Here is a 19,920-nt window from a genome sequence, read left to right on the forward strand (position 1 = left end):
GGGCAGTTGGGTGATGGTAGTCTTTGACATGTGGCATATCCTTTTCTCACCAGAGAATTGACGGCGTCTGAACACCGCCATGATATGCCGCCCCTCAGGGCATCACCAACTTTCGCGCGTTTCCCGTCGAAAACGCGTTGGATTTTGCCCTCAATGCCTTCCCAAAAACGGCAGCCGAGATGAACGCCGCTTTCTATACGCGTGTCTTTGATGCCCGCGTCACCGAGGCTGCAAGCCGCGGCCTCAATTCTCCCTACTACCTGTAATCTCCTCAACGGAATGGAACTGACATGAAACTCACCTCTTTTTCTGGCGCCATCATGGCCCTCGCGATGTCGTCGACGGCTGCCATGGCCGCCGACTGCTTTCAAATGGGCGGTGTTGCGATCCCCAACTTCTTTGGCGAAGGTGACGGCCAGCCGATGATCATCTCGGCGGCCTTGACCGGTGCAGTTCAGAATGCTGCTGGCAAAATCACGGCGACTCGTGAGACCGAAACCGGTCTTGAGATGGACATGGAACACTATTTTGGTCGCGACGATGGCGGCGCGTTCCAAACCAAAGATCTGGGCATTCTGACCGCCGTACCGGGCAAGCCGGGCCGCTTCATGATCGAGATCACCTACGACATTCAGCCAGACGTAACACGCGGCACGATGAAAGGCTACAGTGGCCAGTTCAACAGCTACGGCCTTGTCGATTTGCGCGACAGTGACAACCTTGTCGGGCTGGTGCGCTACCAAGGTGAAATCTGCCGCTAAAGTTTCCTACCCGGGGGCAGATGCGGTCTGTCCCCGGTCCTTCGAACCATTCAGGCGCATAATTATGAACACTGAAATCACCTCCTCAAACACCCCGCACGCTATCCTCTATACGATGGTGCGCGTCCAAGACCTTGATCGGTCTCTACGGTTCTATTGTGATGCTCTCGGCATGCAGAAAATGCGGCGCGAGACCTTTGCAGATGCGAAATTTACACTGGTTTTTGTCGGCTATGCCAACAGCAGCGCGCTGATTGAGCTGACCTATAACTGGGGTGACAACAGCTATTCCCACGGCACCGGTTACGGGCATATCGCGTTGGAAGTCCAAGACATCCAGCAGGTGTGCAATCACCTGTCAGAATTCGGCATCAACATCGTCAGGGCCCCCGGTCCAATGAAGATGGCACCGGATGAAACCGCAGAGCGTGAGATCATTGCGTTTATAGAAGATCCAGACGGCTACAGGATCGAACTGATCCAAACCCCATAGGTCTTGGGCCTAAATTCAGGACCTTACGCTTCGTCGCGCATCTTTAGACGGTGGCCAACCTCAACAATCGCCTGAAGGGCTGGCACAAGTTCACCGCCGAGCTCGGTCAGAGCATATTCGACGGATGGGGGCGAGGTCGGTTGCACGTTACGAGACAGCACGCCGCGCTGCTCCAGCTCGGTCAACCGAGCAGACAGCACCTTGGCCGATATTGGCGGAATGTCGGTGCGCAACTCGTTGAAGCGGCGCGGGCCAGCACGCAGCGACCAAATCACATTGGCGGCCCACGCGCCGGAAATCACTGCCATGCAATGCGTGAGCATGCAGGGCTGCGGCGGATCGGGGCTTTGGTTCTTGCGGACTTTGAGGGGCATTATTGTGTAACCAGGTTTCCTTGAGGTAACTCGATAGTTTGGTATCCAGAAGAAACCACGTTGTCAACGGTTAGTCGACACGTCATCTCTGGCCCATCAACCCAATCAACTGGAGCTATGACAGATGAAACTTTACTACAAACCCGGTGCTTGCTCGATGGCATCCCACATCATCCTGAACGAACTTGGCCTCTCGTTCGACCTCGCCAAAACAGACACCGACGCCAACACAACCGAAGCAGGCGCCGATTTCCTCAGGATCAGCCCGAACGGCTATGTTCCGGCACTTGAAACTGATGACGGCGATATCATCACCGAAAACCCCGCTGTGCTTCAGTACCTGGCGGATCAGTCACCCGATTCTGGCCTTGCCCCCCCGAACGGCACCTTGGCGCGCACCCGCCTTCAGGAAACACTCAACTTCTTGTCATCAGAACTGCACAAGTCCTTTGGGCCGTTTTTCTCTGGCGGCGAGGTGGATGATGCGCGGCGCAAGAAAGCCGACGCTGGTGTCCAACGCCGGGTCGCTCATATCGAGCGAAGCCTCGCAGATGGACGTGATTTTCTCATGGGTGACACCTTCAGCGTTGCGGACGCCTATGCCTTCGTTGTGCTCAATTGGGCAGGTTTTGTCGGAGTGAGCCTTGATGCGCATCCGAACACCCAAAGCTACGTCGCACGTATCGCGGCACGTCCCACCTCGATCAAAGCGATGATTGCCGAGGGTCTGATGGAGCAGGCCACATGACTGCATTTGCCGCGGTAACAGACGTGTTAGAGACCTATTTCGACGGTCTCTATCACGCCGATACGGGCAGACTGGGAAATGCGTTTCACCCAAAAGCGATCTATGCAACGGCGGATGAAACGCCGCTCCTCTATCGCACGATGGATGAATATTTCGCGGTGGTGGCAAAGCGCGTGTCCCCTGCCTCACGCGATGAACCCCGGCGTGATGTGATCGACTCAATCGAGTTTGCGGGTGAAAACACCGCCTTTGCCCGTGTGCGGTGCTCCATTGGCACCAAGGATTTCATCGACTTCCTGACCCTTGTGCGAAACGATGGCGCATGGCGGATCATGGCCAAGGTTTTCCAAATCACTGAACGTGAGACCTGAAAGGAACCGATATGCCCTATGTAAACATCAAGGTGACGCGCGAAGGCGTCACCCCCGATCAGAAGGCCGAGCTGATCAGCGGTGTCACCGACTTGCTGGTGCGGATCCTCGATAAAAACCCGGCGACGACCTTTGTCGTCATCGACGAAGTGGCGCTTGAGGATTGGGGAATTGGCGGCCTGCCGGTTCAACACTATCGCCGCGAAGCGGCGGGCTGACCGACATGTCTATGCGCACACCTCTGTGTGATCTGTTCGGCATCGAGCATCCCGTTCTATTGGCACCGATGGCAGGTGTCAGCGGTGGGGTGCTTGCGGCGGCGGTGAGCAATGCAGGTGGCTTGGGCCTGATCGGCGGCGGCTATGGCGACGCCGATTGGCTGATGCGCGAATTCAACGCAGCGGGGGAGGCACGGATCGGGGTGGGCTTTATTACCTGGTCGCTGGCCAGACAGCCCCGATTGCTCGATCTTGCCCTTGCGCGAAACCCGGTCGCGCTCATGCTCTCGTTCGGTGATTTCAAACCGTTTCTCCATCAAATCAGGGCGGCACAGACGAAGTTAATCGTTCAGGTGCAGACCCTCGAACAAGCGCGTGAAGCTGTGGACGCTGGCGTTGATGCCATCGTAGCGCAGGGCACAGAGGCGGGCGGGCACGGCGGCACCAGAGCGACGTTGCCCTTTGTCCCGGCGGTTGTCGATATCGCGCAAGGGATACCGGTCATCGCGGCAGGCGGCATCGCGGACGGGCGTGGCCTGGCTGCGGCTCTGGCGCTCGGGGGCTCGGGTGCATTATGCGGAACCACCTTCTTCGCCAGCGATGAATCACTTGCCAGTGAAGGTGCCAAACAAGCCGCCCTGAGCGGTTCAGGCGACGATACCGAACGAAGTTCGGTGTTCGACATGGCACGTGGGCTCGACTGGCCTTCTGATTGGAACCTGCGCACGCTGCGCAACACGTTCACGCGGCAGTGGAGTGGGGATATTGTCGGCTTGCGCGAAAATCTTGCACAAGAGCAGACCCGCTTCAACACCGCTTCGGCGGCGGGTGACTTGGATGTAGCCGCCGTTATCGTCGGCGAAGCCGCTGATCTCATTCGGACCCCACAAACCGCGCAAGCCACTCTTCGCGCAATGATTTCGCAGGCTGAGGATCGTTTGCGATGCCTCTGCCGGTATGTAGGCCACCTTAAAGAGGACTGAGAGAATGCAGAAACTGAAAGGAAGCTGCCTGTGTGGCAAGATATCGTTCGAGGTCGTTAACGAGTTCGACAAGATGTTCTTGTGCAGCTGTGACCAATGCAGGCAGATCACCGGTTCGGCTTTCGCATCAAATCTGTTCATAGCCAGTGATCGGTTTAACTGGCTTGCTGGCGGCGATGCGATTGTCACCTACCAGATGCCCGGGCGGGACATCTCCAAGTCGTTCTGCCAAGTTTGCGGTTCCGGCGTTCCTTGGGCAAGCGGCGACGGATCAAAAATGATCGTTCCGGCGGGGTCTTTGCACGCAGAACCCAAGGTGGCTGAAAGGTTCAGGACGTTCGTCTCTGAAAAACCATCGTGGTCCTCATGTCTTGATCAGGTTGAGGCATATCAGGGGTTTCCTCCGTAAAGCAGTGTCCTTCTGTGTTGCGTTCACCCGTGAAACCACCTGAAACAACACCACCTTGGCACCCGTAATTACAAAGCCTTATGGGGATCGAGCTTTCGCATTCAAATTTCCTTTTGGCGGCGGTGAGGCCGGTCGGCATGTGGCCAAGTGTCAGGGCGTGCTGGAGATCGTCGCGCGCGATCTGCGCGTCCCGAAGGCACGATGGATCAGAACCTCCGCGACCCCGATATTGATCGCCCACGCGGCCATCATCATCAGGTCCCGCGCCACGCCGAGCGGCTCGGTTCCGACGAAGATCATGGTGATCAGAAAGAGCGCGGTCTGCGTCGAGGCCCCTTGGGCGATGGCATAGGCACGCAGGATCGCGGCGCGGTGTGCAGCGAGGTTTCGCGACCAGATCGCGACGACGGCCCATGCGATGAAGGCGACCATCGCGAGGCTGAGTACGATCCGCGCCCCGTAAAGGAGTGTTCCTTGCAGCGCCGCTGGAAACGCGTAGGACACGGTCATCCAGAGCCCGGTGAGCGCGCTGACGCATCCCGCTGCCGCCACGATGCGCCCGAGGGTCCGGTGCAGGGCGGGGCGATGGCGCCGCAGGCTCGGCAGGAACTGTACGGCCCCGGCCAGGCAGAACACCGAACTGCCGAGGATGTGCAGCGTGATCGGTACGGGATCAATCACCGCGCGCGGGTTCGGCGGAACGATCGCCGGCATGCCAAGAAGCTCCGGAATCCGGAATAGTCCGACCACTGCGGGGATGAAGGAGTAGAGGAACACCAGCGCGAGGAACGCCCATTCGCAACGGCTGATAAAATGCATGCTTCGGTCTCTCGGAATAACGGGGCGGTTTGCTTCACGTGGCCTTGCGCGCGACAATGATCGGACTCATGCGGTTCTTGCCGAGATGCTCCGTGCGCTCGACCGTGAAGCCCGCGTCCGCAATATGCCGGACGAGCTCCGCCCGGCTCAGCGGCGTGACCCTCGGCGCGATGCGGAGCGTGGTGAGCGTGGGGATCAGCAGACGGATCGGCCAGGCGGCCGCCTTCGTGCACACCGTCTTGGACAGAAACAGACCGCCCGGCCTCAGCTGCACGTGCACGGTCGCCAGAACACCCGGGACGTCCTCGACCAGGTGCAGCAGGCTGAAGGCGCAGATCGCGTCGAAGGGCGCCCCGGCGACCTGCTCGGCCGCGTCGGCATGATGAAACGTGACGTTCTCCAGTGCGCTCGGGCCGAGCTTCGCGCCGGCGAGCCCGATCATGGCGCGTGAACCGTCCGTCGCGGTGTATTGGGCGACGTGGGGCGCGAGCCGCAGCGCGGTGGTGCCGGTCCCGCAGCCGATCTCGAGCACGCGGTCCTTCGGACGCAGCAGCGACGCGACGAGCGCCAGTTTCTCGTGGTAGGCGTCGGGATCGTCCACGGGCTTGCGGGCGTATTTTGGGGCCATGCGATCCCAGAAGGGTTGAGCGGTCATCGGTCTATCCATCGAAACAAGGCAGCGCACGGCGCGGTTAAACGGGGCGGCCATCGGGCCGCTCCCTGTTGTGAAGGGTATTGCGCATGCGTACACGAATGGTCGATTGCCTAAATTCGTCCATCTGCTATACATTGATGCATGAACTGGCAGGCCATCTCCTTCGACTGGAACCAGGTGCGCGCCTTTCTCGCGACAGCAGAGGAAGGCTCGTTTAGCGGCGCTGCGCGCGTGCTGAAGTCCACCCAGCCGACCATAGGGCGACAGATCAGCGCGTTGGAGGAAGCATTGGCGGTGACGCTTGTCGAACGCAGCGTCCGAGGGCTGACCCTGACAGAAACCGGCCGAGACCTGCTCGACCACGTCCGCGCGATGGGCGAGACGGCGACGCTGATCTCCATGGTGGCCGACGGAAAGTCGCAGGGCGTGACGGGTGAGGTCACGGTCACAGGGACCGACCTGTTGTCCGCTGCGATCCTGCCCCACATCCTCAAGCCCCTCAGGGACGCCGCGCCGGGAGTCCGCGTTCGCATCCTCGCCTCCAGCGAGATGGAAAATCTGACGCAGCGCGACGCCGATATTGCTATCCGGCATGTTCGGCCGGACCAGCCCGACCTTATCGCGCGGCACCTCGGTGACTTTCGCGCGAATTTTTATGCTGCGACCGATTATCTCGACCGCGCCGGCCGTCCGCGCACCGCGCGGGATATCGCCAACCACGATTTCGTCGGCAACGCAGATCCCGAACGTCTGATGGTCCCGCTACACAACATGGGCGTGCCGATCCGGGCGGAGAGCTTCGTGATGTCGAGCGCGAGCGGCGTCGTCGCCTGGGAGCTGGTGAAGGCGGGCTATGGCGTCTCCATGCAGCCGGAAACACTGGGCGATGCCGAGCCGGGTATTGAAAAGGTCCTGCCAGATTTTCCGTCGCTGGAGTTCCCTATCTGGCTGGTCACGCACCGGGAGTTGCAGACCAGCCGCCGCATCCGCATCGTCTTCGACACCTTGGCCCGCGGCCTCACAGAGCGGGTGGGGCGTGGAACCCGTGCCGCTTGACAGCACACCCCGGGCCGTCTAACAGCGCCGCAGGCAACAGACGCCTGCCGCCCGCCGACATTCCGTCACGGTGAAGTTCTGTAGCAGACACGATCTTCGTCATCCTCGGCACCTGTCGCGCGGATGGAAATGCGGGCCCTGTCCAGTCCTTGCGCGACCTGAGCCAGAAGGAAAACGGGGTCATGTCGTCCCTAACCAATTCATTTCTCACCGGGCTACTGGGCCCGATATACGCGCGCACTGCGCTTCCCATCATCTTCGTCATGGGCATGAACGGCCTTCTTGCCGTGGCCGAAGCGCTTTTTCTGGGGCATTTCGTGGGGGCGGACGCGCTGGCCGCCGTCACGCCAGTCGGGGAGGGGTGGGTGTGACACGTGAGTTGCCGACGATCGCAAAAGCGAAGCGGGAAGCGAAACGGGTACGCGCGACCCTCGCCGAACAGGGTGAACCGATCAGCCACGCGCAGGCGCTGGAGAAGGTCGCGCAGCGGCACGGCTTCCGCGACTGGAATGCGTTTTATGCCGAGATGCGCGACCGCCCGCCCCAAGGATGGACCGCCGGTGGGCGGGTGACCGGGCACTACCTGTCGCAACCCTTCGCCGCGACATTACTGGTGGCTGACCAGCTGCGACCCGGTTGGTTTCGGCTGGTTCTCAATCTTGAGGAAGCAGTGGACGTGGTCCGGTTCGAGAGCTTCTCGAACCTGCGCAAGCAGATCCGGGTTGAGGTCGGTCCCGATGGCCACTCTAAGGAGCGAACGTCGGACGGGACGCCGCATGTCGAACTCGATCTCTAAAAACTGAATTGGGCACCCCGCATCGCGCCCTAGGCGAGGCAGGGCAGTGGCGGTCACTGCAATTGAGGGTGCGCGACACACGGTGAGACGCCGCGCGTCGCAGCCTTTCAGGAAACTCAATGAACTACGAACTGATCTTCTCTCTTGCGGGTATTCTGGCGATGGCCGGTTGGGTCTCGCTTCTCCTGTCACCCCTTATGCCGATCTGGTCCGAGCGGATCGCAGGTGGACCATTCCTGTGATCTTGTCCGCGGGATATGTGACCATGACATTCGCCTTCCCGCCGCCAACCGGCGGCTTCGGAAGTTTCACCGAAGTTACGGAGCTGTTCGCGCACGCAGACACGCTCATCGCTGGGTGGATTCACTACCTCGCCTTCGACCTCTTGGTCGGGGCGTGGATCTGTCGGCAGGGACGGCGCGATGATATGGCCTTCTGGTTGGTTGCACCCTGCCTGCCCGTGACCTTCCTGTTCGGACCGGCCGGATATCTCATGTTCCAGATCGTGCGGTGCGTTCGGAGAGCGGCTGTCGGTTTTGTCCGCGATCTGTGATTCTAATTGGTCCCTGGTTTTGCGCGTGCAGCGAACGGCAGGTTCGACGGGCCGCACAGCAGCATCACCTCGGGGTGGGCAATGGCAGGAACGGGCCGGTCGCGTCGGTGGAGCGAAGCCCAACACTCAACGCGGATCGTGTTGAAAAAGTCTGTGTGCTGCGAAGAAGACGCAAATCTGCAGAACATTCTCCCGCGAAAGCTCCGTCGCGCAAAAACAGTTTGCCCAAGGGCGACATGAGGGAACGCTGTTCCAAAATTTTAAGCGAATTTCAGGTTGCAGAGGTTTTCAACACAATCGACCGTACGCAGCCATGGTAGTGTCAGGCGGGCAGAAATCTTCCGTTAACTGACAGCCTGTTATTGCTGCAGTTCCTTGTTTCAGGCTTCTTCGGTCACCAATGCTGTTCCAGCAGGTCGCAGCCCCGCTTGCCTGCATCCAATACATTTTGTGAGAACTCCGGTGAGTTGGCGATACGGGCGAGTGTTATGGTCCCCAGAAGCAAAGCCATAGTGGCAAGCCCACGGCCCCCCGCCGCCGGGTCATTCTTTCCAAGCAAGTCGGCCATTTGCTCGACGGCCTCCGACGCGCCGGGATTCACAAGCCCATCTTGACGCGCAATCTCTGTGCCCAGAGCGGCTAATGGGCATCCCCGAGCGCGGTTATTGACGTGCTCCTTGGACAGATAGCGCGCAAGATATTGAGCGCGGGCAACCTCGCGCTTCGGACCAACCGGCGCGTCCCTCAAGTCTGATAGCACGTCTTCAATCGCCGCATCGAATGCCGCCGACACCAGTGCCTCTTTCGAATCGAAATGCCGATAGAAGCCGCCATGCGTCATGTCGGCGGCCTTCATGACGTCCGAAACACTCGTCGCTTCGATGCCATGTTCGCGCATGAGACGAGATGCGGCTTCGACTATCCTTCTGTAACTCTTTTGTTTTTCGGCCTCTGACATTCTTGGCATCGGCAGTGATCTCCTCTGGATTGACACTTCCGATTATATGTATCATCTAAATACTTAGAGTACCATCATCATCCAAAGGAAGTCCTTGATGTCCGTTCAGCCAAAGATCCTTGTGACAAGTGCAGGTGGAAAGACCGGTCTGCACACGACTCTAATGCTCCTTGAAAAAGGCTTTCCGGTGCGGGCGTTTGTTCGCAGGCGAGATCATCGGTCGAAGACGCTCGAACGCGCCGGGGCCGAGATTTTCCTCGGAAACCAATATGCACTGGCCGACATGCGCGCCGCGATGCAGGGCGTGCAACGCGCCTACCAATGCGCCCCCACCGCGCCGAACGGTCTTCACTTCAATGCGGTCTTCACTGCGGCCGCCTACGAGGCAAGCCTGGAACACGTCGTCACGCTGAGCCAGTGGCTGTCGAGCGCCGATCACCCATCGCTCTTTACCCGCGAGGTCTATCTGAGCGACATCCTGATCGGCATGCGCAGCGAGATGTCTGTCACCACGGTCAATCCTGGCTGGTTCGCCGACAACTACCTGATGGTTCTCGACATGGCGGCGCATCTGGGGGTGTTCACCATGCCTCTGGGGGCGGGCGACGTGAGAAAGAATGCAGCCCCCTCCAACGAGGACATTGCCCGCGTCGTTACCGCATCGCTGGCAGATCCGGCCTCGCACGTGGCTCGGACCTACCGACCGACCGGACCGGCGCTACTTTCGCCGAACGAGATCGCCGGGGCGATGGGACGCGCCCTTGGCCGCCCGGTGCGATACATGGACATCTCGGAACGCATGATGGTCAAAGCACTCAAGGCGTTGCAGCCCTCCAACTACTCGGTGGCCGCAGTCACCCAGCTGGCACTTTACGCCGAAGAGTATCGCCGCGGCACCTTCGCCGTGAACGCGCCGACCGATCACGTGGCCCATGTTGGCGGCCGCGCCCCGGAACCCTTCGAACGCATGGTGCGACGCACCGTCGCCGCGCGGCCCAAGCTGGTGCGAAGCCCTCTGCGCAGCCTTGGGGCGATGGGCGGGTTTCTCAAGATCCTGGCGACTCGTCCCTTCGACCTGATGAAAGCCGAAGAGGCACGTGACTATGTCAGGCCACCCAATCCGGCCTTCTCGCAAGACGACCCGGCATGGCTTGATAGTCACCGTCCCGTAAAAACTCGCGCAGCGACCGTGGTAGCTGCCTAAAACACGATCCTTCCCCAGCCTTATGAACGGAGTAAACCAATGAGCATTCAAGACGATCTCATCGTACGAAACGGCAGGTTCGCCGAGACCTTTGACAAGCCCAACATGCCAGCCTTACCCGGTCTGAGGACTGTGCTTCTGGCCTGCGCAGATGCCCGTGTCGATCCGGCGCATGTGCTTGGCCTCGAGCTGGGCGAGGTCATCGTGATCCGAAATACCGGCGGGCGCGTGACACGATCGGTGATTGAGGAAGTCGCCACGCTGTCGGTGCTTTCCAACATCCTGACCGAGGGTAGGGAACAAGGCTTCAACATCATCCTGATGCAGCACACGCAATGTGGTGCTCAGAGACTGGCCAACCCTGAGCTGCAAGCCACGCTGAAAGACAATCTTGGTATCGACGTGACCGACTACGCGATAACCGACCAAGCCAGGGATTTGATGGTCGATGTTGGACGGCTTGCCGCTGCACGGGAGGTCCCTGACGCCGTTACCGTATCCGCCATGCTCTATGATGTCGCGACGGGAAGTGCCGAAGAAATTGCCCCGATGCAATCGCTTGGCAACTTGCGCGCGGCAGCCCGGGAAACGGATGTGCTCCAGGCAGGTTGAGACGTCAGCGTCAGACCGGATCCTGTGCGATATCCATCGCAGTCGAACCGGCTCACGTCGCCTGACGACAAACTGACGCATTATTTCGACGAAGGCACGGGTCTGTTTCGGATGCTGCTGAACGGCAACCCTGCATGGTCATTTCGATATCGCAAGATTGTCCCACGTCCGAGCAGGCGGTTTCATTCATCATCCCGGCACTATCCTACAAGATGCGCGCCATTTTATTCTGGAGCACAGGCCGAGCGCGATCTGTGACGCGATTGAGAGACAATACGCAGCCAACAACAACTCAGATGCGGTGTTCTTTGATCTGCAAGGATCAGAATCCGCTCAACAGAGGCAAATTCAAGAACTGCCCAGACCAGAAGGACGACTCTTATGTCAAAGCAAAATGAATACACAGCGGCAATCGAGTGGACCGGGAACGAGGGCTCAGGCACCTCATCCTACAAGGCCTATAAGCGAACCTGGGATATCAACACCATTGGCAAGCCTGTGATACATTGCTCCAACGATCCCTTGCTCGGAGGTGACTCGACGCGCATGAATCCAGAAGATCTGCTCCTATCCTCACTCGCGGCTTGCCACATGCTTTGGTACCTCCATTTGGCCAGCGACAACGGAATAATCGTTCACGATTACCGGGATGCACCCATGGGAATTGGAGAGGTCGGTCCAGGCGGGGCCGGACGCTTTCTGTCTGCGGAATTGCGTCCAGAAATACAGGTCGCCAAAGGGACCGACATAGGACACGCCGAAGACTTGCATCACAGAGTGCACGAGTTTTGCTTCATCTCCCGCTCGGTCAGTTTCCCGGTCACCTATGACCCCAGAATTCTGGAAGTATGACTCCGCCGAGGTTTCGCGCGGAATTCCTAAAGAACAGAGCCATAGCATCGCCACTGCCGGTGGCCGGTAGCTCTGGGCGGATCGTGTCGGTGGCGTGAGGCCCAACAATCACGGCGAATTGTGTTGAAAAAGTCAGTGTGCTGCGCAGAGGGCGCAAATCTGCAGAAAACCCTCCCGCGAAAGCTCCGTCGCGCAAAAACAGATTGCCCAAGGGTGACATGAGGGAACGCTGTTCCAAAATTTTGAGGCGAATTTCAGGTTGCAGAGTTTGCAACAGAATTCGGCGGTTTCCAGAAGTTCGCCGCCGGCGCCAGTGGACCTCCCATCCACTTGGAATGCGGATATTCGGTCGGGAATTTAGGCTGACAGGCTTACGTTACGCGCGGGTTCCTGAGCTTCGGCGCATCGAATAACCGGCTCATTTGCACGTGCATTGGCGCAGAAAGGACAGAGTCGATGCAACCTGTGCATCTCATTTCAGCCACCCGGGCACACCCGGTGACCACCGTTTAAGGATGTTTGCCAAACGCCTCGGCAAGATGGTCAATCAGCGCGCGCACGCGTGCAGTCAGGTGCCTGTTCGGCGGATAGATGGCGTAAAGGCCAAGATCTTCGCTGCGCCTGTCGGCAAAGAGTTCCTTGAGCCGTCCATCGCACAGCGCATCTGCAACAACATATTCCGGGCAACGCGCCACCCCGATCCCGTCCATCGCCAGCGCTGCCAGGGCAACCGGGGAGTTCGCGGTGCAAGACCCGGACACGCGCACCGATGTCTCATTGCCAGGCGATCCGAACCGCCATGTCGCAGCGTCGAACTGGTTGGCGTCGATCAGGCAGTCATGCGTGGCCAGTGACTCAGGATGGGCGGGATGGCCCCGCCTCTCCAAGTATCCGGGTGCCGCGCAGACGATCAAAGGCATACGCCCCAGCTTTCGCGCTACAAGGCTCGAATCTTGCAGTCGCCCAATCCGGATGGCGAGATCGATCCCCTCCTCGACCAATGCCAGCCGGGTATCGCTGAGACGCATTTCCACGGTCACGTTGGGATGCTCGGTCATGAATAAGCCAAGCGGGCCAGGCAGCCGCAAGGACCCAAAGCCCGTAGGTGCGGTCACCCGGATCGGTCCGGCAAGGGCGGCGTGCCTTTGCTGCACGGCGTCATTCAACTGCTCGAACTGGGCAAGGATCGGGCGGCAGCGTTCCAGGTACGCCAACCCCACGTCGGTCAGGGCGACACTGCGGGTTGTCCGGTTGAGCAATTGTACGCTCAGGCGGCTTTCCAACTCCTTGACGTATTTGCTGGCCAGGCGGTTCGACATCCCGAGTTTTCGTGCGGCGAGGGTAAAGGATGCCTCCTCTGCCACCGCCACGAAGGCCCGCATCGTATCAATCCTGTCCATTTTGCCTCGCGCGCAAACTATCCTCAAAATGTTCTCAAACATTCGTCGAATGCGGGGATTATCGTCAAGACCTAATCAATCTAATTTCGGTTCAGTCAGGGCCGGAATGTCGGCCGATGACGGCCCAAACCAACCATAGGAAAAAAGGAAGCACTCCATGTCCAATGCCATTCGCATCCATCGCCACCCCCTGTCCGGTCACTCCCATCGGGTCCAGCTTCTGGCGAACCTCGCCGGGATCTCCCACGAGCTTGTCCATGTCGACCTGATGCAGGGCGCGCACAAGAAAGAGCCTTTCACCAGGCTCAATCCTTTCGGCCAGGTGCCGGTGATCGAGGATGGAGACATCGTCGTCTCCGACTCCAATGCGATCCTTGTGTATCTTGCGCGGAAATACGCACCGTCGTGGCTGCCGCAAAACGCCGTTGCAGAAGCGGAAGTACAGAAATTTCTGTCGATTGCCGCGGGCGAGATCGCATACGGCCCCGCAGCCGCGCGCCTTATCACTGTCTTTGGCGCGAGCCTTGACCCGGAGTTCTGTGCTACCGTGTCGGCCACCGTCCTCGGAAAGCTCGAAGCGCATCTTGACGGGCGCGAGTGGCTGGTGGGCAGCACGCCGACCATCGCCGACATCGCGATCTACAGCTACACGGCCCACGCACCCGAAGGGAACATCTCGCTTGATGCCTACCCCAACGTGCGCGCCCTGCTGGCTCGGATCGAAGCACTGTCCGGCTTTGTCCCGATGGCCGCTACGCCCATCGGCCTTGCTGCCTGACAAATCTCGGGCCGGCACCCTGCCGGCCCGAATTCCCGCCTCCCGATCCGCTGGAGACAATCATGACACTGCAAGATGGATGGACCCGCGACACCTCACCCTTTCACGCCGGTGAACTGGCCGTGCAGGAGCGTCTGGGTGTGCGGGAAAAAATGGATGGTTTCGGGCGCAAGGTCGTGCGGCCTTTCATGCCCGAACAGCACAGGGACTTCTACGCCGAGCTGCCGCTGATCTACGTCGGCCACGTCGATGCCGAGGGCCGCCCCTGGGCCTCCGTACTGGTGGGCGGTGCGGGCTTTATCACGTCGCCCGATCCGCGCACACTGACCCTCGATGCGCGACCCTTCGCGGGGGATCCGCTGGCAGACGGACTGGCGCAAGGTAGCTTCATTGGCCTTCTGGGCATAAACGCCTCCAACCGCCGCCGCAACAGGGTGAACGGCCAAATCACGGATCGAAACGGCACCGAAGTGACCTTTACCGTTGATCAGTCCTACGGCAATTGCCCGCAATACATACAGACCCGCACACCGTTTTGGACGCGTGACCCAAAGACGCTGAACGATGCGGCTGAGGTATCGCGGTTCACCGGGCTGGATTCAGTGGCGCGCGAGATGATCGCGCAGGCCAACACCTTTTTTGTCGCCACGGCCAGTCGCAACGCCGGCATTGACGAAGGCCTCAATGGTGCTGACGTCTCCCATCGAGGAGGCAAGCCGGGCTTTGTGCGGGTAGAGGGCAACGTGCTCACCATCCCCGACTATCCCGGCAACCTGCATTACAACACGCTGGGCAACATTGAGGCCGACCCGCGCGCGGGCCTGATGTTTTACGATGATCAGACCGGTGACGTGCTGATGCTGACTGGCACGGCGGAAATCGACTGGGACAGTGCGGAGGCAAAGGCCTTTCGCGGCGCGGAGCGGCTGTGGAGCGTCAAGGTGACTGAAGCGATCCGCCTGCCGGGCGCGCTGCCTTTGCGGTGGGAGTTTGGCGGATACTCCCCCAATGCCCTGATGACCGGGGATTGGGATGAAACTGCAGCAAATCTTGCAGCCGAAGCCAAGCGCGAAGTCTGGCGGCCCTACCGTGTGACGGCGATCAAGGACGAAAGCGCCGTGATCCGGTCCTTTCATCTCGAGGCTGCGGATGGGGACGGGATGTTTTCTTACGAGCCGGGGCAATACCTGACGATCCGGGTCGCGCCATCGGGCGCGGATCAGCCGCTGATCCGGACCTATACGCTGTCTTCGGCCCCCAACGACCTCACCTATCGTATCTCGGTAAAGCGCGAGGATGCGCGGACAGATGGTCCGGCGGGTCAGGTTTCGACTCATCTGCACACTACGATCAAGGTCGGCGATATCATTGAAGCGAAAGCGCCCAGGGGGGACTTCTTCCTCAATACCGCAGAGAAACGCCCGGCGGTGCTGCTCGCGGGTGGTGTCGGCGTCACACCCATGATCTCCATGGCCCGGCAAGCCGCGAGCGAAGGGGTGCGGATGCGTCATACACGCCCTCTTAGGATCTTTCATGCGGCCCAGACCACTGCCGACCGCGCTTTTGCTGAAGATTTCCGCGCCCTCCGGGCACAGACTGAGGGAGACATTCGGTATGTGTCCCTCATCAACAGGCCTGCCGCGGACGAGGTCGAGGGCAAAGACTTCGACGCCCAAGGCTACGTAACGTCGGACCTGTTGCGCAAACACCTGGCGCTTGACGACTACGATTTCTTTGTCTGTGGGCCCCCGCCCTTCATGCAGGGCGTCTACAACACGCTGCGTGATGTGGGTGTGCGCGACGCGCGTATTTTTGCTGAAGCCTTTGGCCCTGCCGCCCTGAGCCGCACACCCGATGAAGGTGCGGCGCTCAAACCTGACGCAGCGCCGGAAGCTGAGGAGTCGGTCGTCGCCTTCAAAGGCTCTGCCTTTGAGCAACGCTGGAACAAGGGCGACGTGCCGATCCTCGACCTGGCCGAGGCGCACGGACTGACCCCGGAATACGGATGCCGCAACGGCACCTGTGGCACCTGCGCCACTAAAATCATTTCGGGCGCTGTCACGTATCGCGGCGACGTTACGGCCGCACACGCACCGGACGACGCGCTGATCTGCTGCGCCGTACCCGCGACCGATCGTGTCGAGCTGGACCTCTGATTGAAGGAAAACGATGATGACCAAGCGTGTTTTGTTACTGCTGGCAGATGGCTTCGAACCGCCGGAAGCCGCCGGGTTCACCGATGTGCTGGGCTGGGCCAATATCGACGGCTTCGTATCCATCGAACTGGTCAGCGCGGGCATTCATCCGCTGTTGCGGGCGACATTCGGGTTGTCCGTGATCCCAGATGCGCAGCTTGGCGACCTTGAACTCGATAGCTTTGACGCACTTGCCGTTCCCGGCGTGTTCTAAGACACGGGCTTCTATGCCGACGCCTATTCGGACGACTTTGCGCGTACGATCCGCCATTTCGAGGCCAAGGGTCAACCCGTCGCGTCGGTCTGCGTCGCGTCTCTGGCACTTGGATCGGCGGGCGTCATGCGCGGGCGGTGCGCGACGACCTACCATCAGGTCGGAGGACGTCGAAAGGCACAGCTCGAAGCCTTCGGCGCCACCTTCGTGGACTAAGCGATTGTCGAGGACCATGGGCTGATTACCTCAACCGGGCCCGGTACGAGCGTTGAGGTATTGTTCAAACTGCTGGCAGCACTGACCACAGCGGAAAACGCAGCACATATCCGTCAACTCATGCGGATGTCTCCTGCGTCCGAGACATGGCGCAGCGCACCGCAAGTTTCCACGGCTGCATGATGAAAGGGAGTATCACATGAGATGGTAGCCTATATTCTGCACATTCCGGTTGATCGAAAGATCTTCATCGTCTGGTTCGAATGGGACACGATGGAACGGGCGCAGGCTTGGTCGGTCGATTCGGCATTGGCGAACGGCATGACCGTAGCAGGCGTGATTTGAATTCCGGTCTTCTCTTTCCACGCCATCGAGTCGACACCTGACAAGAGACAAGTGTCCTTGAAACGTCGCTGAGAACCTCGTCAAACACAGGACCTGTTCGAAGCACGCTTTGTCCCGCAGACCGTGAGTTCGCGTCGTCCCGACCGAGCAGCCGCAGCGAAAGGCCGGTTCGGTGAAGCTGCATCGCGGCGAGAACTGAAGCGGTGAATGTCTCCTTCGGGCCGATCAAGTGCGATCAAGGCTCTGGCGCGAGTGCCGCATCCGATTCGGCAATCCCACAATGCGCACAGCTCCAGACGAATCTGGCACATTCGGCAGACGGAACCCATTTCGCCGCTTGAGTGAAACCTGCCCAAGTCTCGTCACGAGCGTTCGCCTGCCGTCAGGCGCGCGCTGAAGGGTATATCGCTGTTTCAGCGCTTGGCAGCGACAGAAATACGGCTCCCCCAGTAAAAGCCTAATGATCTTGGTGGAAAGCCGCCTTTGAGCGCGATAACAATCGGTAGCTTCAAAAAGTAAGAGTTTCATGACGAGCAAAAAAATCCGTCCACCGGAAGAGATGACGAACGCCTCGGAGGGCCTGAGAGCAGGTGTGGATGCAGCTGTTTCAGCCATCCCTTTTGTGGGCGGTTCGCTGACAGCTTTAGGAAGGCATGCAGTTCCCTCCGAGCGAGATCGCAGGACGGCGGAATGGCATTCGGATGTATCTGAAAAACTAAACGAACATGATGGTCGGATCGTCGTACAGGAGCGGCGCCAACTTGAACTCGAAGCCGGGACCACCGAGCAACTGAACGGAATTTCGACGAGACTGGAGATCGTCGAGCAGAACACGCGCCCCGAGGCGGTCCGCACCGACTTCAGCGACCTGGTTCTCCAACCCGGGCGCAAGCTGATAGATGAACGGAAATACGTCACGGCCCTTGGAATCTTCGATGCTGTGGAGAACAGTGGCCCTTCTATTCAGGATGATCCTGAGTGGCATGCGAGAATCGCTTCGCTCAGAGGAAATTGTCATATTCATCTCGGGCAGGAAGATCAGGCGAGCGCTCTGCTTCTCCGTGCCTATGAGCTGGATCCGAGATCTCCGAAAATTCGAAGCAATGCCGTCACGGGTTTCCTGATCCGCGAGGAGCTGCAGACTGCGGTCCAGCTCGCCCAAGAGCTTCTGGATGAAGACCCGGAAACGCCGCACCATTGGATAAACTATATCCAGGCGAACGGAGCCATCGGAGCCGACCTTTCCTACTTGGACGACGTGCCGATCGCTGTTCGCCATGACGAACAGGTAATGCTAACCACGCTGAACATCCTCCGGGCCCGTGGTGATGCTGGTTGGAAAGCGAAGGCGCGCGATACGATCGCGGCGTATCCAGACTCCCGACCTGCCAGGCGCTATGCCGCTGAAGCTGTTCTTGATGAAGCTATTGAGGTGCTGCTTGCGCCATCTTCCAGCATGGCGCAGGTCGCCGATGTCCGGCGTCGCGCCGAGCAGGCTTCCGAGGATCTGGCAGGTCTTTGGACGACGTTACTCGAGACTGAGACACCTGCGCACCGAACACATATCTCGCTTCTTCAGAATGCCATTACAGGGTTTCGGGTCGCGAGTTTGCCCGAACGAGCGATGGAACTAATCGAACCGACGATTGATGTGCTGATCGAAGATGAAGCCAGCCGAACAGTTGTCGCAGCAGTGGCACTCGACCTTGGGCGCCAAGATGTATTGGAGCGCGTGTTCGAACTTTCGTTTGAAGACAAAGCGATCATGCAATTGGTATGGGCCATTCGCGAGCGGAATTGGCTCGATGCCATCTCCATTGTCCAGAGGAACTCAGAGGACCTTGAGCGTCCATCGGAGATCCCGGTAGACACCCTTCTTGAGGTACTTCGCGCAATTGAGACGTCTCAGTCGGATGGTGAAGAGGCGATCCGAGCTATCGCCGAAGAGCTGCAGGATGCCGCATCGTTGCTGACGATCAGTCACCTCTGCAAGCGCGCTGGCATGGAGGAGATCGCTGCGAAGCTTGTTCGGCGAGCCTTGGATCTGGGTCAGCCAGACGACAGATTCCTCAGGTTCCGACTCGCAGAAGCAGCAGCGAAGCTGGATTGGCAAGATGACGTCATCAACCTTCTTTATGGACACGTCGATCCTCAGCTGCCCGGGCACGAGCGTTTTCGACTGGCAGTTGCACATGCTCGCGTATCGAAACCGCGACAATCCGGAGAGACCTTCTTCTCTAATCTACGCCGTCATGCTGAAGACGACGCAGATCTGCAAAGAGCTGGAGGCCACTTTTTCGTTGCGCTCGGGAAACCGCGCGAAGCCGTCCCTTGGTTCAGGCGAGCTCTGGACCTCGAGCCCAACCGGGCACACCTCATTCTGGCGCTTTGGCAAGCTCTCGTCCGATCCAACCAGAGGCGACGGGCAGATGAACTTCTTGACGAGTTCGCCGTCGAACAGTTGGAGGGAGAGCCGAGCGACCAGCTCAATCTAATCCAACTGCTGTGGCGGCGCGGACGCGCCGATGTGCTCGATCATGCCTATGAGATCGTCACGCGTAATGAGGACGATCCAGAGGTTTGCCTGGCATTCTTCGGATTGATGCTGATGGATGCATTCGATGAACGCGCCCCAGAGCTCCCTCAACACGAAGTTGTCGAACCGGGAGCATGGGTGCGCCTTACACGGCCCGATGGTGATCCGTTCGAATTCATCGTGGCGAACGAAAAGGACCAAGCCCGACAGCATTTTGACACTTCAAATACAATCGTTGCTGCGGCGATGTCTGACGTCAGCACCTATGGGACAGATTTGAGATTTTCGTAACGGAGATGCGGTCATCGGGCCGATTCGCCACCATTATCGTGGTGGTTTTCGGCAAAGAGGAGATGACCATGGCGTATTACATA

General features: G+C 59.4%; 27 protein-coding genes. 22 read left to right on the top strand and 5 right to left on the bottom strand.

Going from position 1 to position 19,920, the window contains the following annotated elements; all coding sequences use genetic code 11:
• Positions 1 to 137 precede the first annotated feature (137 nt).
• The 3 genes from Q0X85_RS00325 (at position 138) to gloA (ending at position 1,254) form a co-directional block, all read left to right on the top strand.
• Positions 138 to 266, top strand: a complete 129-nt coding sequence (locus Q0X85_RS00325) for a hypothetical protein (RefSeq protein ID WP_297767469.1) — start codon at positions 138 to 140, stop codon at positions 264 to 266.
• Positions 267 to 290: 24 nt separating this feature from the next.
• Positions 291 to 761 carry a hypothetical protein gene (locus Q0X85_RS00330; RefSeq protein WP_297767472.1) on the top strand — a complete coding sequence of 157 codons (471 nt, stop codon included), beginning with the start codon at positions 291 to 293 and terminating at the stop codon, positions 759 to 761.
• Between the two features lie 64 nt (positions 762 to 825).
• On the top strand, positions 826 to 1,254 hold the full coding sequence (gene gloA / locus Q0X85_RS00335; protein ID WP_297767474.1) for a lactoylglutathione lyase: 429 nt from the start codon (positions 826 to 828) through the stop codon (positions 1,252 to 1,254).
• Between the two features lie 23 nt (positions 1,255 to 1,277).
• Here gloA and Q0X85_RS00340 read toward each other — a convergent pair whose 3' ends face one another.
• Positions 1,278 to 1,628, bottom strand: coding sequence for a helix-turn-helix domain-containing protein (locus Q0X85_RS00340; protein ID WP_050664510.1), 351 nt, complete (start codon positions 1,626 to 1,628; stop codon positions 1,278 to 1,280).
• A gap of 124 nt (positions 1,629 to 1,752) precedes the next feature.
• On the opposite strand from Q0X85_RS00340, the gene gstA reads away from it, so the two are divergent.
• From gstA to Q0X85_RS00365, 5 genes are read left to right on the top strand one after another with little or no spacing between them, the layout of a single operon-like run.
• Positions 1,753 to 2,376 (top strand): glutathione transferase GstA, encoded by a 624-nt coding sequence (gstA, locus tag Q0X85_RS00345; RefSeq protein ID WP_297767478.1) that lies wholly within the window; start codon positions 1,753 to 1,755, stop codon positions 2,374 to 2,376.
• Entirely contained in the window at positions 2,373 to 2,747 is a 375-nt protein-coding gene (locus Q0X85_RS00350; protein ID WP_297767480.1) for a nuclear transport factor 2 family protein, read from the top strand. Before gstA ends, Q0X85_RS00350 begins: the two co-directional genes overlap by 4 nt.
• Before the next feature lie 11 nt (positions 2,748 to 2,758).
• Positions 2,759 to 2,965, top strand: coding sequence for a 4-oxalocrotonate tautomerase family protein (locus tag Q0X85_RS00355; protein WP_297767483.1), 207 nt, complete (start codon positions 2,759 to 2,761; stop codon positions 2,963 to 2,965).
• Between the two features lie 11 nt (positions 2,966 to 2,976).
• A complete protein-coding gene (locus Q0X85_RS00360) occupies positions 2,977 to 3,948 on the top strand; it encodes a nitronate monooxygenase (protein WP_297767485.1) in 972 nt (323 codons plus the stop codon).
• A gap of 4 nt (positions 3,949 to 3,952) precedes the next feature.
• A complete protein-coding gene (locus tag Q0X85_RS00365; protein ID WP_297767488.1) occupies positions 3,953 to 4,357 on the top strand; it encodes a GFA family protein in 405 nt (134 codons plus the stop codon).
• Positions 4,358 to 4,507: 150 nt separating this feature from the next.
• On the opposite strand, the gene Q0X85_RS00370 is transcribed toward Q0X85_RS00365, so the two are convergent.
• Positions 4,508 to 5,176 (bottom strand): DUF2306 domain-containing protein, encoded by a 669-nt coding sequence (locus Q0X85_RS00370; RefSeq protein WP_297767491.1) that lies wholly within the window; start codon positions 5,174 to 5,176, stop codon positions 4,508 to 4,510.
• A 34-nt stretch (positions 5,177 to 5,210) separates the two neighbouring features.
• Complete coding sequence (locus Q0X85_RS00375; RefSeq protein ID WP_297767493.1) at positions 5,211 to 5,885, bottom strand: class I SAM-dependent methyltransferase; 675 nt, start codon at positions 5,883 to 5,885, stop codon at positions 5,211 to 5,213.
• An 87-nt stretch (positions 5,886 to 5,972) separates the two neighbouring features.
• Here Q0X85_RS00375 and Q0X85_RS00380 point away from each other — a divergent pair, with 87 nt between their 5' ends.
• The 5 genes from Q0X85_RS00380 to Q0X85_RS00400 all read left to right on the top strand — a co-directional run bounded on the left by Q0X85_RS00380 (position 5,973) and on the right by Q0X85_RS00400 (position 8,236).
• A complete protein-coding gene (locus tag Q0X85_RS00380; RefSeq protein ID WP_297767495.1) occupies positions 5,973 to 6,887 on the top strand; it encodes a LysR family transcriptional regulator in 915 nt (304 codons plus the stop codon).
• Between the two features lie 182 nt (positions 6,888 to 7,069).
• On the top strand, positions 7,070 to 7,258 hold the full coding sequence (locus tag Q0X85_RS00385) for a hypothetical protein (RefSeq protein WP_297767497.1): 189 nt from the start codon (positions 7,070 to 7,072) through the stop codon (positions 7,256 to 7,258).
• Positions 7,255 to 7,683 (top strand): glyoxalase superfamily protein, encoded by a 429-nt coding sequence (locus Q0X85_RS00390; protein ID WP_297767500.1) that lies wholly within the window; start codon positions 7,255 to 7,257, stop codon positions 7,681 to 7,683. The genes Q0X85_RS00385 and Q0X85_RS00390 overlap by 4 nt, the downstream gene beginning before the upstream one ends.
• A 119-nt stretch (positions 7,684 to 7,802) precedes the next feature.
• Positions 7,803 to 7,925 (top strand): hypothetical protein, encoded by a 123-nt coding sequence (locus tag Q0X85_RS00395; RefSeq protein ID WP_297767503.1) that lies wholly within the window; start codon positions 7,803 to 7,805, stop codon positions 7,923 to 7,925.
• Between the two features lie 23 nt (positions 7,926 to 7,948).
• A complete protein-coding gene (locus Q0X85_RS00400) occupies positions 7,949 to 8,236 on the top strand; it encodes an ABA4-like family protein (RefSeq protein ID WP_297767506.1) in 288 nt (95 codons plus the stop codon).
• A gap of 394 nt (positions 8,237 to 8,630) precedes the next feature.
• Here Q0X85_RS00400 and Q0X85_RS00405 read toward each other — a convergent pair whose 3' ends face one another.
• The gene (locus Q0X85_RS00405; protein WP_297767509.1) at positions 8,631 to 9,194 is read right to left on the bottom strand and encodes a TetR/AcrR family transcriptional regulator; all 564 of its coding nucleotides are present in this window, start codon (positions 9,192 to 9,194) and stop codon (positions 8,631 to 8,633) included.
• 97 nt (positions 9,195 to 9,291) lie between these two features.
• Here Q0X85_RS00405 and Q0X85_RS00410 point away from each other — a divergent pair, with 97 nt between their 5' ends.
• The 3 genes from Q0X85_RS00410 (at position 9,292) to Q0X85_RS00420 (ending at position 11,862) form a co-directional block, all read left to right on the top strand.
• Positions 9,292 to 10,398 (top strand): NmrA family NAD(P)-binding protein, encoded by a 1,107-nt coding sequence (locus Q0X85_RS00410; RefSeq protein WP_297767512.1) that lies wholly within the window; start codon positions 9,292 to 9,294, stop codon positions 10,396 to 10,398.
• Between the two features lie 39 nt (positions 10,399 to 10,437).
• Positions 10,438 to 11,010, top strand: coding sequence for a carbonic anhydrase (locus Q0X85_RS00415; protein ID WP_297767515.1), 573 nt, complete (start codon positions 10,438 to 10,440; stop codon positions 11,008 to 11,010).
• Between the two features lie 381 nt (positions 11,011 to 11,391).
• Positions 11,392 to 11,862, top strand: a complete 471-nt coding sequence (locus Q0X85_RS00420) for an OsmC family protein (protein WP_297767518.1) — start codon at positions 11,392 to 11,394, stop codon at positions 11,860 to 11,862.
• A 509-nt stretch (positions 11,863 to 12,371) separates the two neighbouring features.
• Here the strand turns inward: Q0X85_RS00420 and Q0X85_RS00425 are convergent.
• A complete protein-coding gene (locus tag Q0X85_RS00425) occupies positions 12,372 to 13,262 on the bottom strand; it encodes a LysR family transcriptional regulator (RefSeq protein WP_297767521.1) in 891 nt (296 codons plus the stop codon).
• 157 nt (positions 13,263 to 13,419) lie between these two features.
• Between Q0X85_RS00425 and Q0X85_RS00430 the strand changes: the two genes are divergently transcribed.
• The 6 genes from Q0X85_RS00430 to Q0X85_RS00450 all read left to right on the top strand — a co-directional run bounded on the left by Q0X85_RS00430 (position 13,420) and on the right by Q0X85_RS00450 (position 19,837).
• Positions 13,420 to 14,040, top strand: a complete 621-nt coding sequence (locus Q0X85_RS00430) for a glutathione S-transferase (protein WP_297767523.1) — start codon at positions 13,420 to 13,422, stop codon at positions 14,038 to 14,040.
• A gap of 62 nt (positions 14,041 to 14,102) precedes the next feature.
• The gene (locus Q0X85_RS00435) at positions 14,103 to 16,196 is read left to right on the top strand and encodes a pyridoxamine 5'-phosphate oxidase family protein (protein WP_297767526.1); all 2,094 of its coding nucleotides are present in this window, start codon (positions 14,103 to 14,105) and stop codon (positions 16,194 to 16,196) included.
• 16 nt (positions 16,197 to 16,212) lie between these two features.
• Entirely contained in the window at positions 16,213 to 16,449 is a 237-nt protein-coding gene (locus Q0X85_RS19755; RefSeq protein WP_366128958.1) for a hypothetical protein, read from the top strand.
• Between the two features lie 48 nt (positions 16,450 to 16,497).
• Complete coding sequence (locus Q0X85_RS19760) at positions 16,498 to 16,665, top strand: DJ-1/PfpI family protein (RefSeq protein WP_366128961.1); 168 nt, start codon at positions 16,498 to 16,500, stop codon at positions 16,663 to 16,665.
• 204 nt (positions 16,666 to 16,869) lie between these two features.
• Entirely contained in the window at positions 16,870 to 17,010 is a 141-nt protein-coding gene (locus Q0X85_RS00445; protein ID WP_297767529.1) for a hypothetical protein, read from the top strand.
• A gap of 526 nt (positions 17,011 to 17,536) precedes the next feature.
• A complete protein-coding gene (locus Q0X85_RS00450; protein WP_297767530.1) occupies positions 17,537 to 19,837 on the top strand; it encodes a hypothetical protein in 2,301 nt (766 codons plus the stop codon).
• Positions 19,838 to 19,920: the final 83 nt, after the last annotated feature.

It is taken from the genome of uncultured Roseovarius sp. (genome assembly GCF_947259555.1).
Taxonomy (GTDB): Bacteria; Pseudomonadota; Alphaproteobacteria; order Rhodobacterales; family Rhodobacteraceae; genus Roseovarius.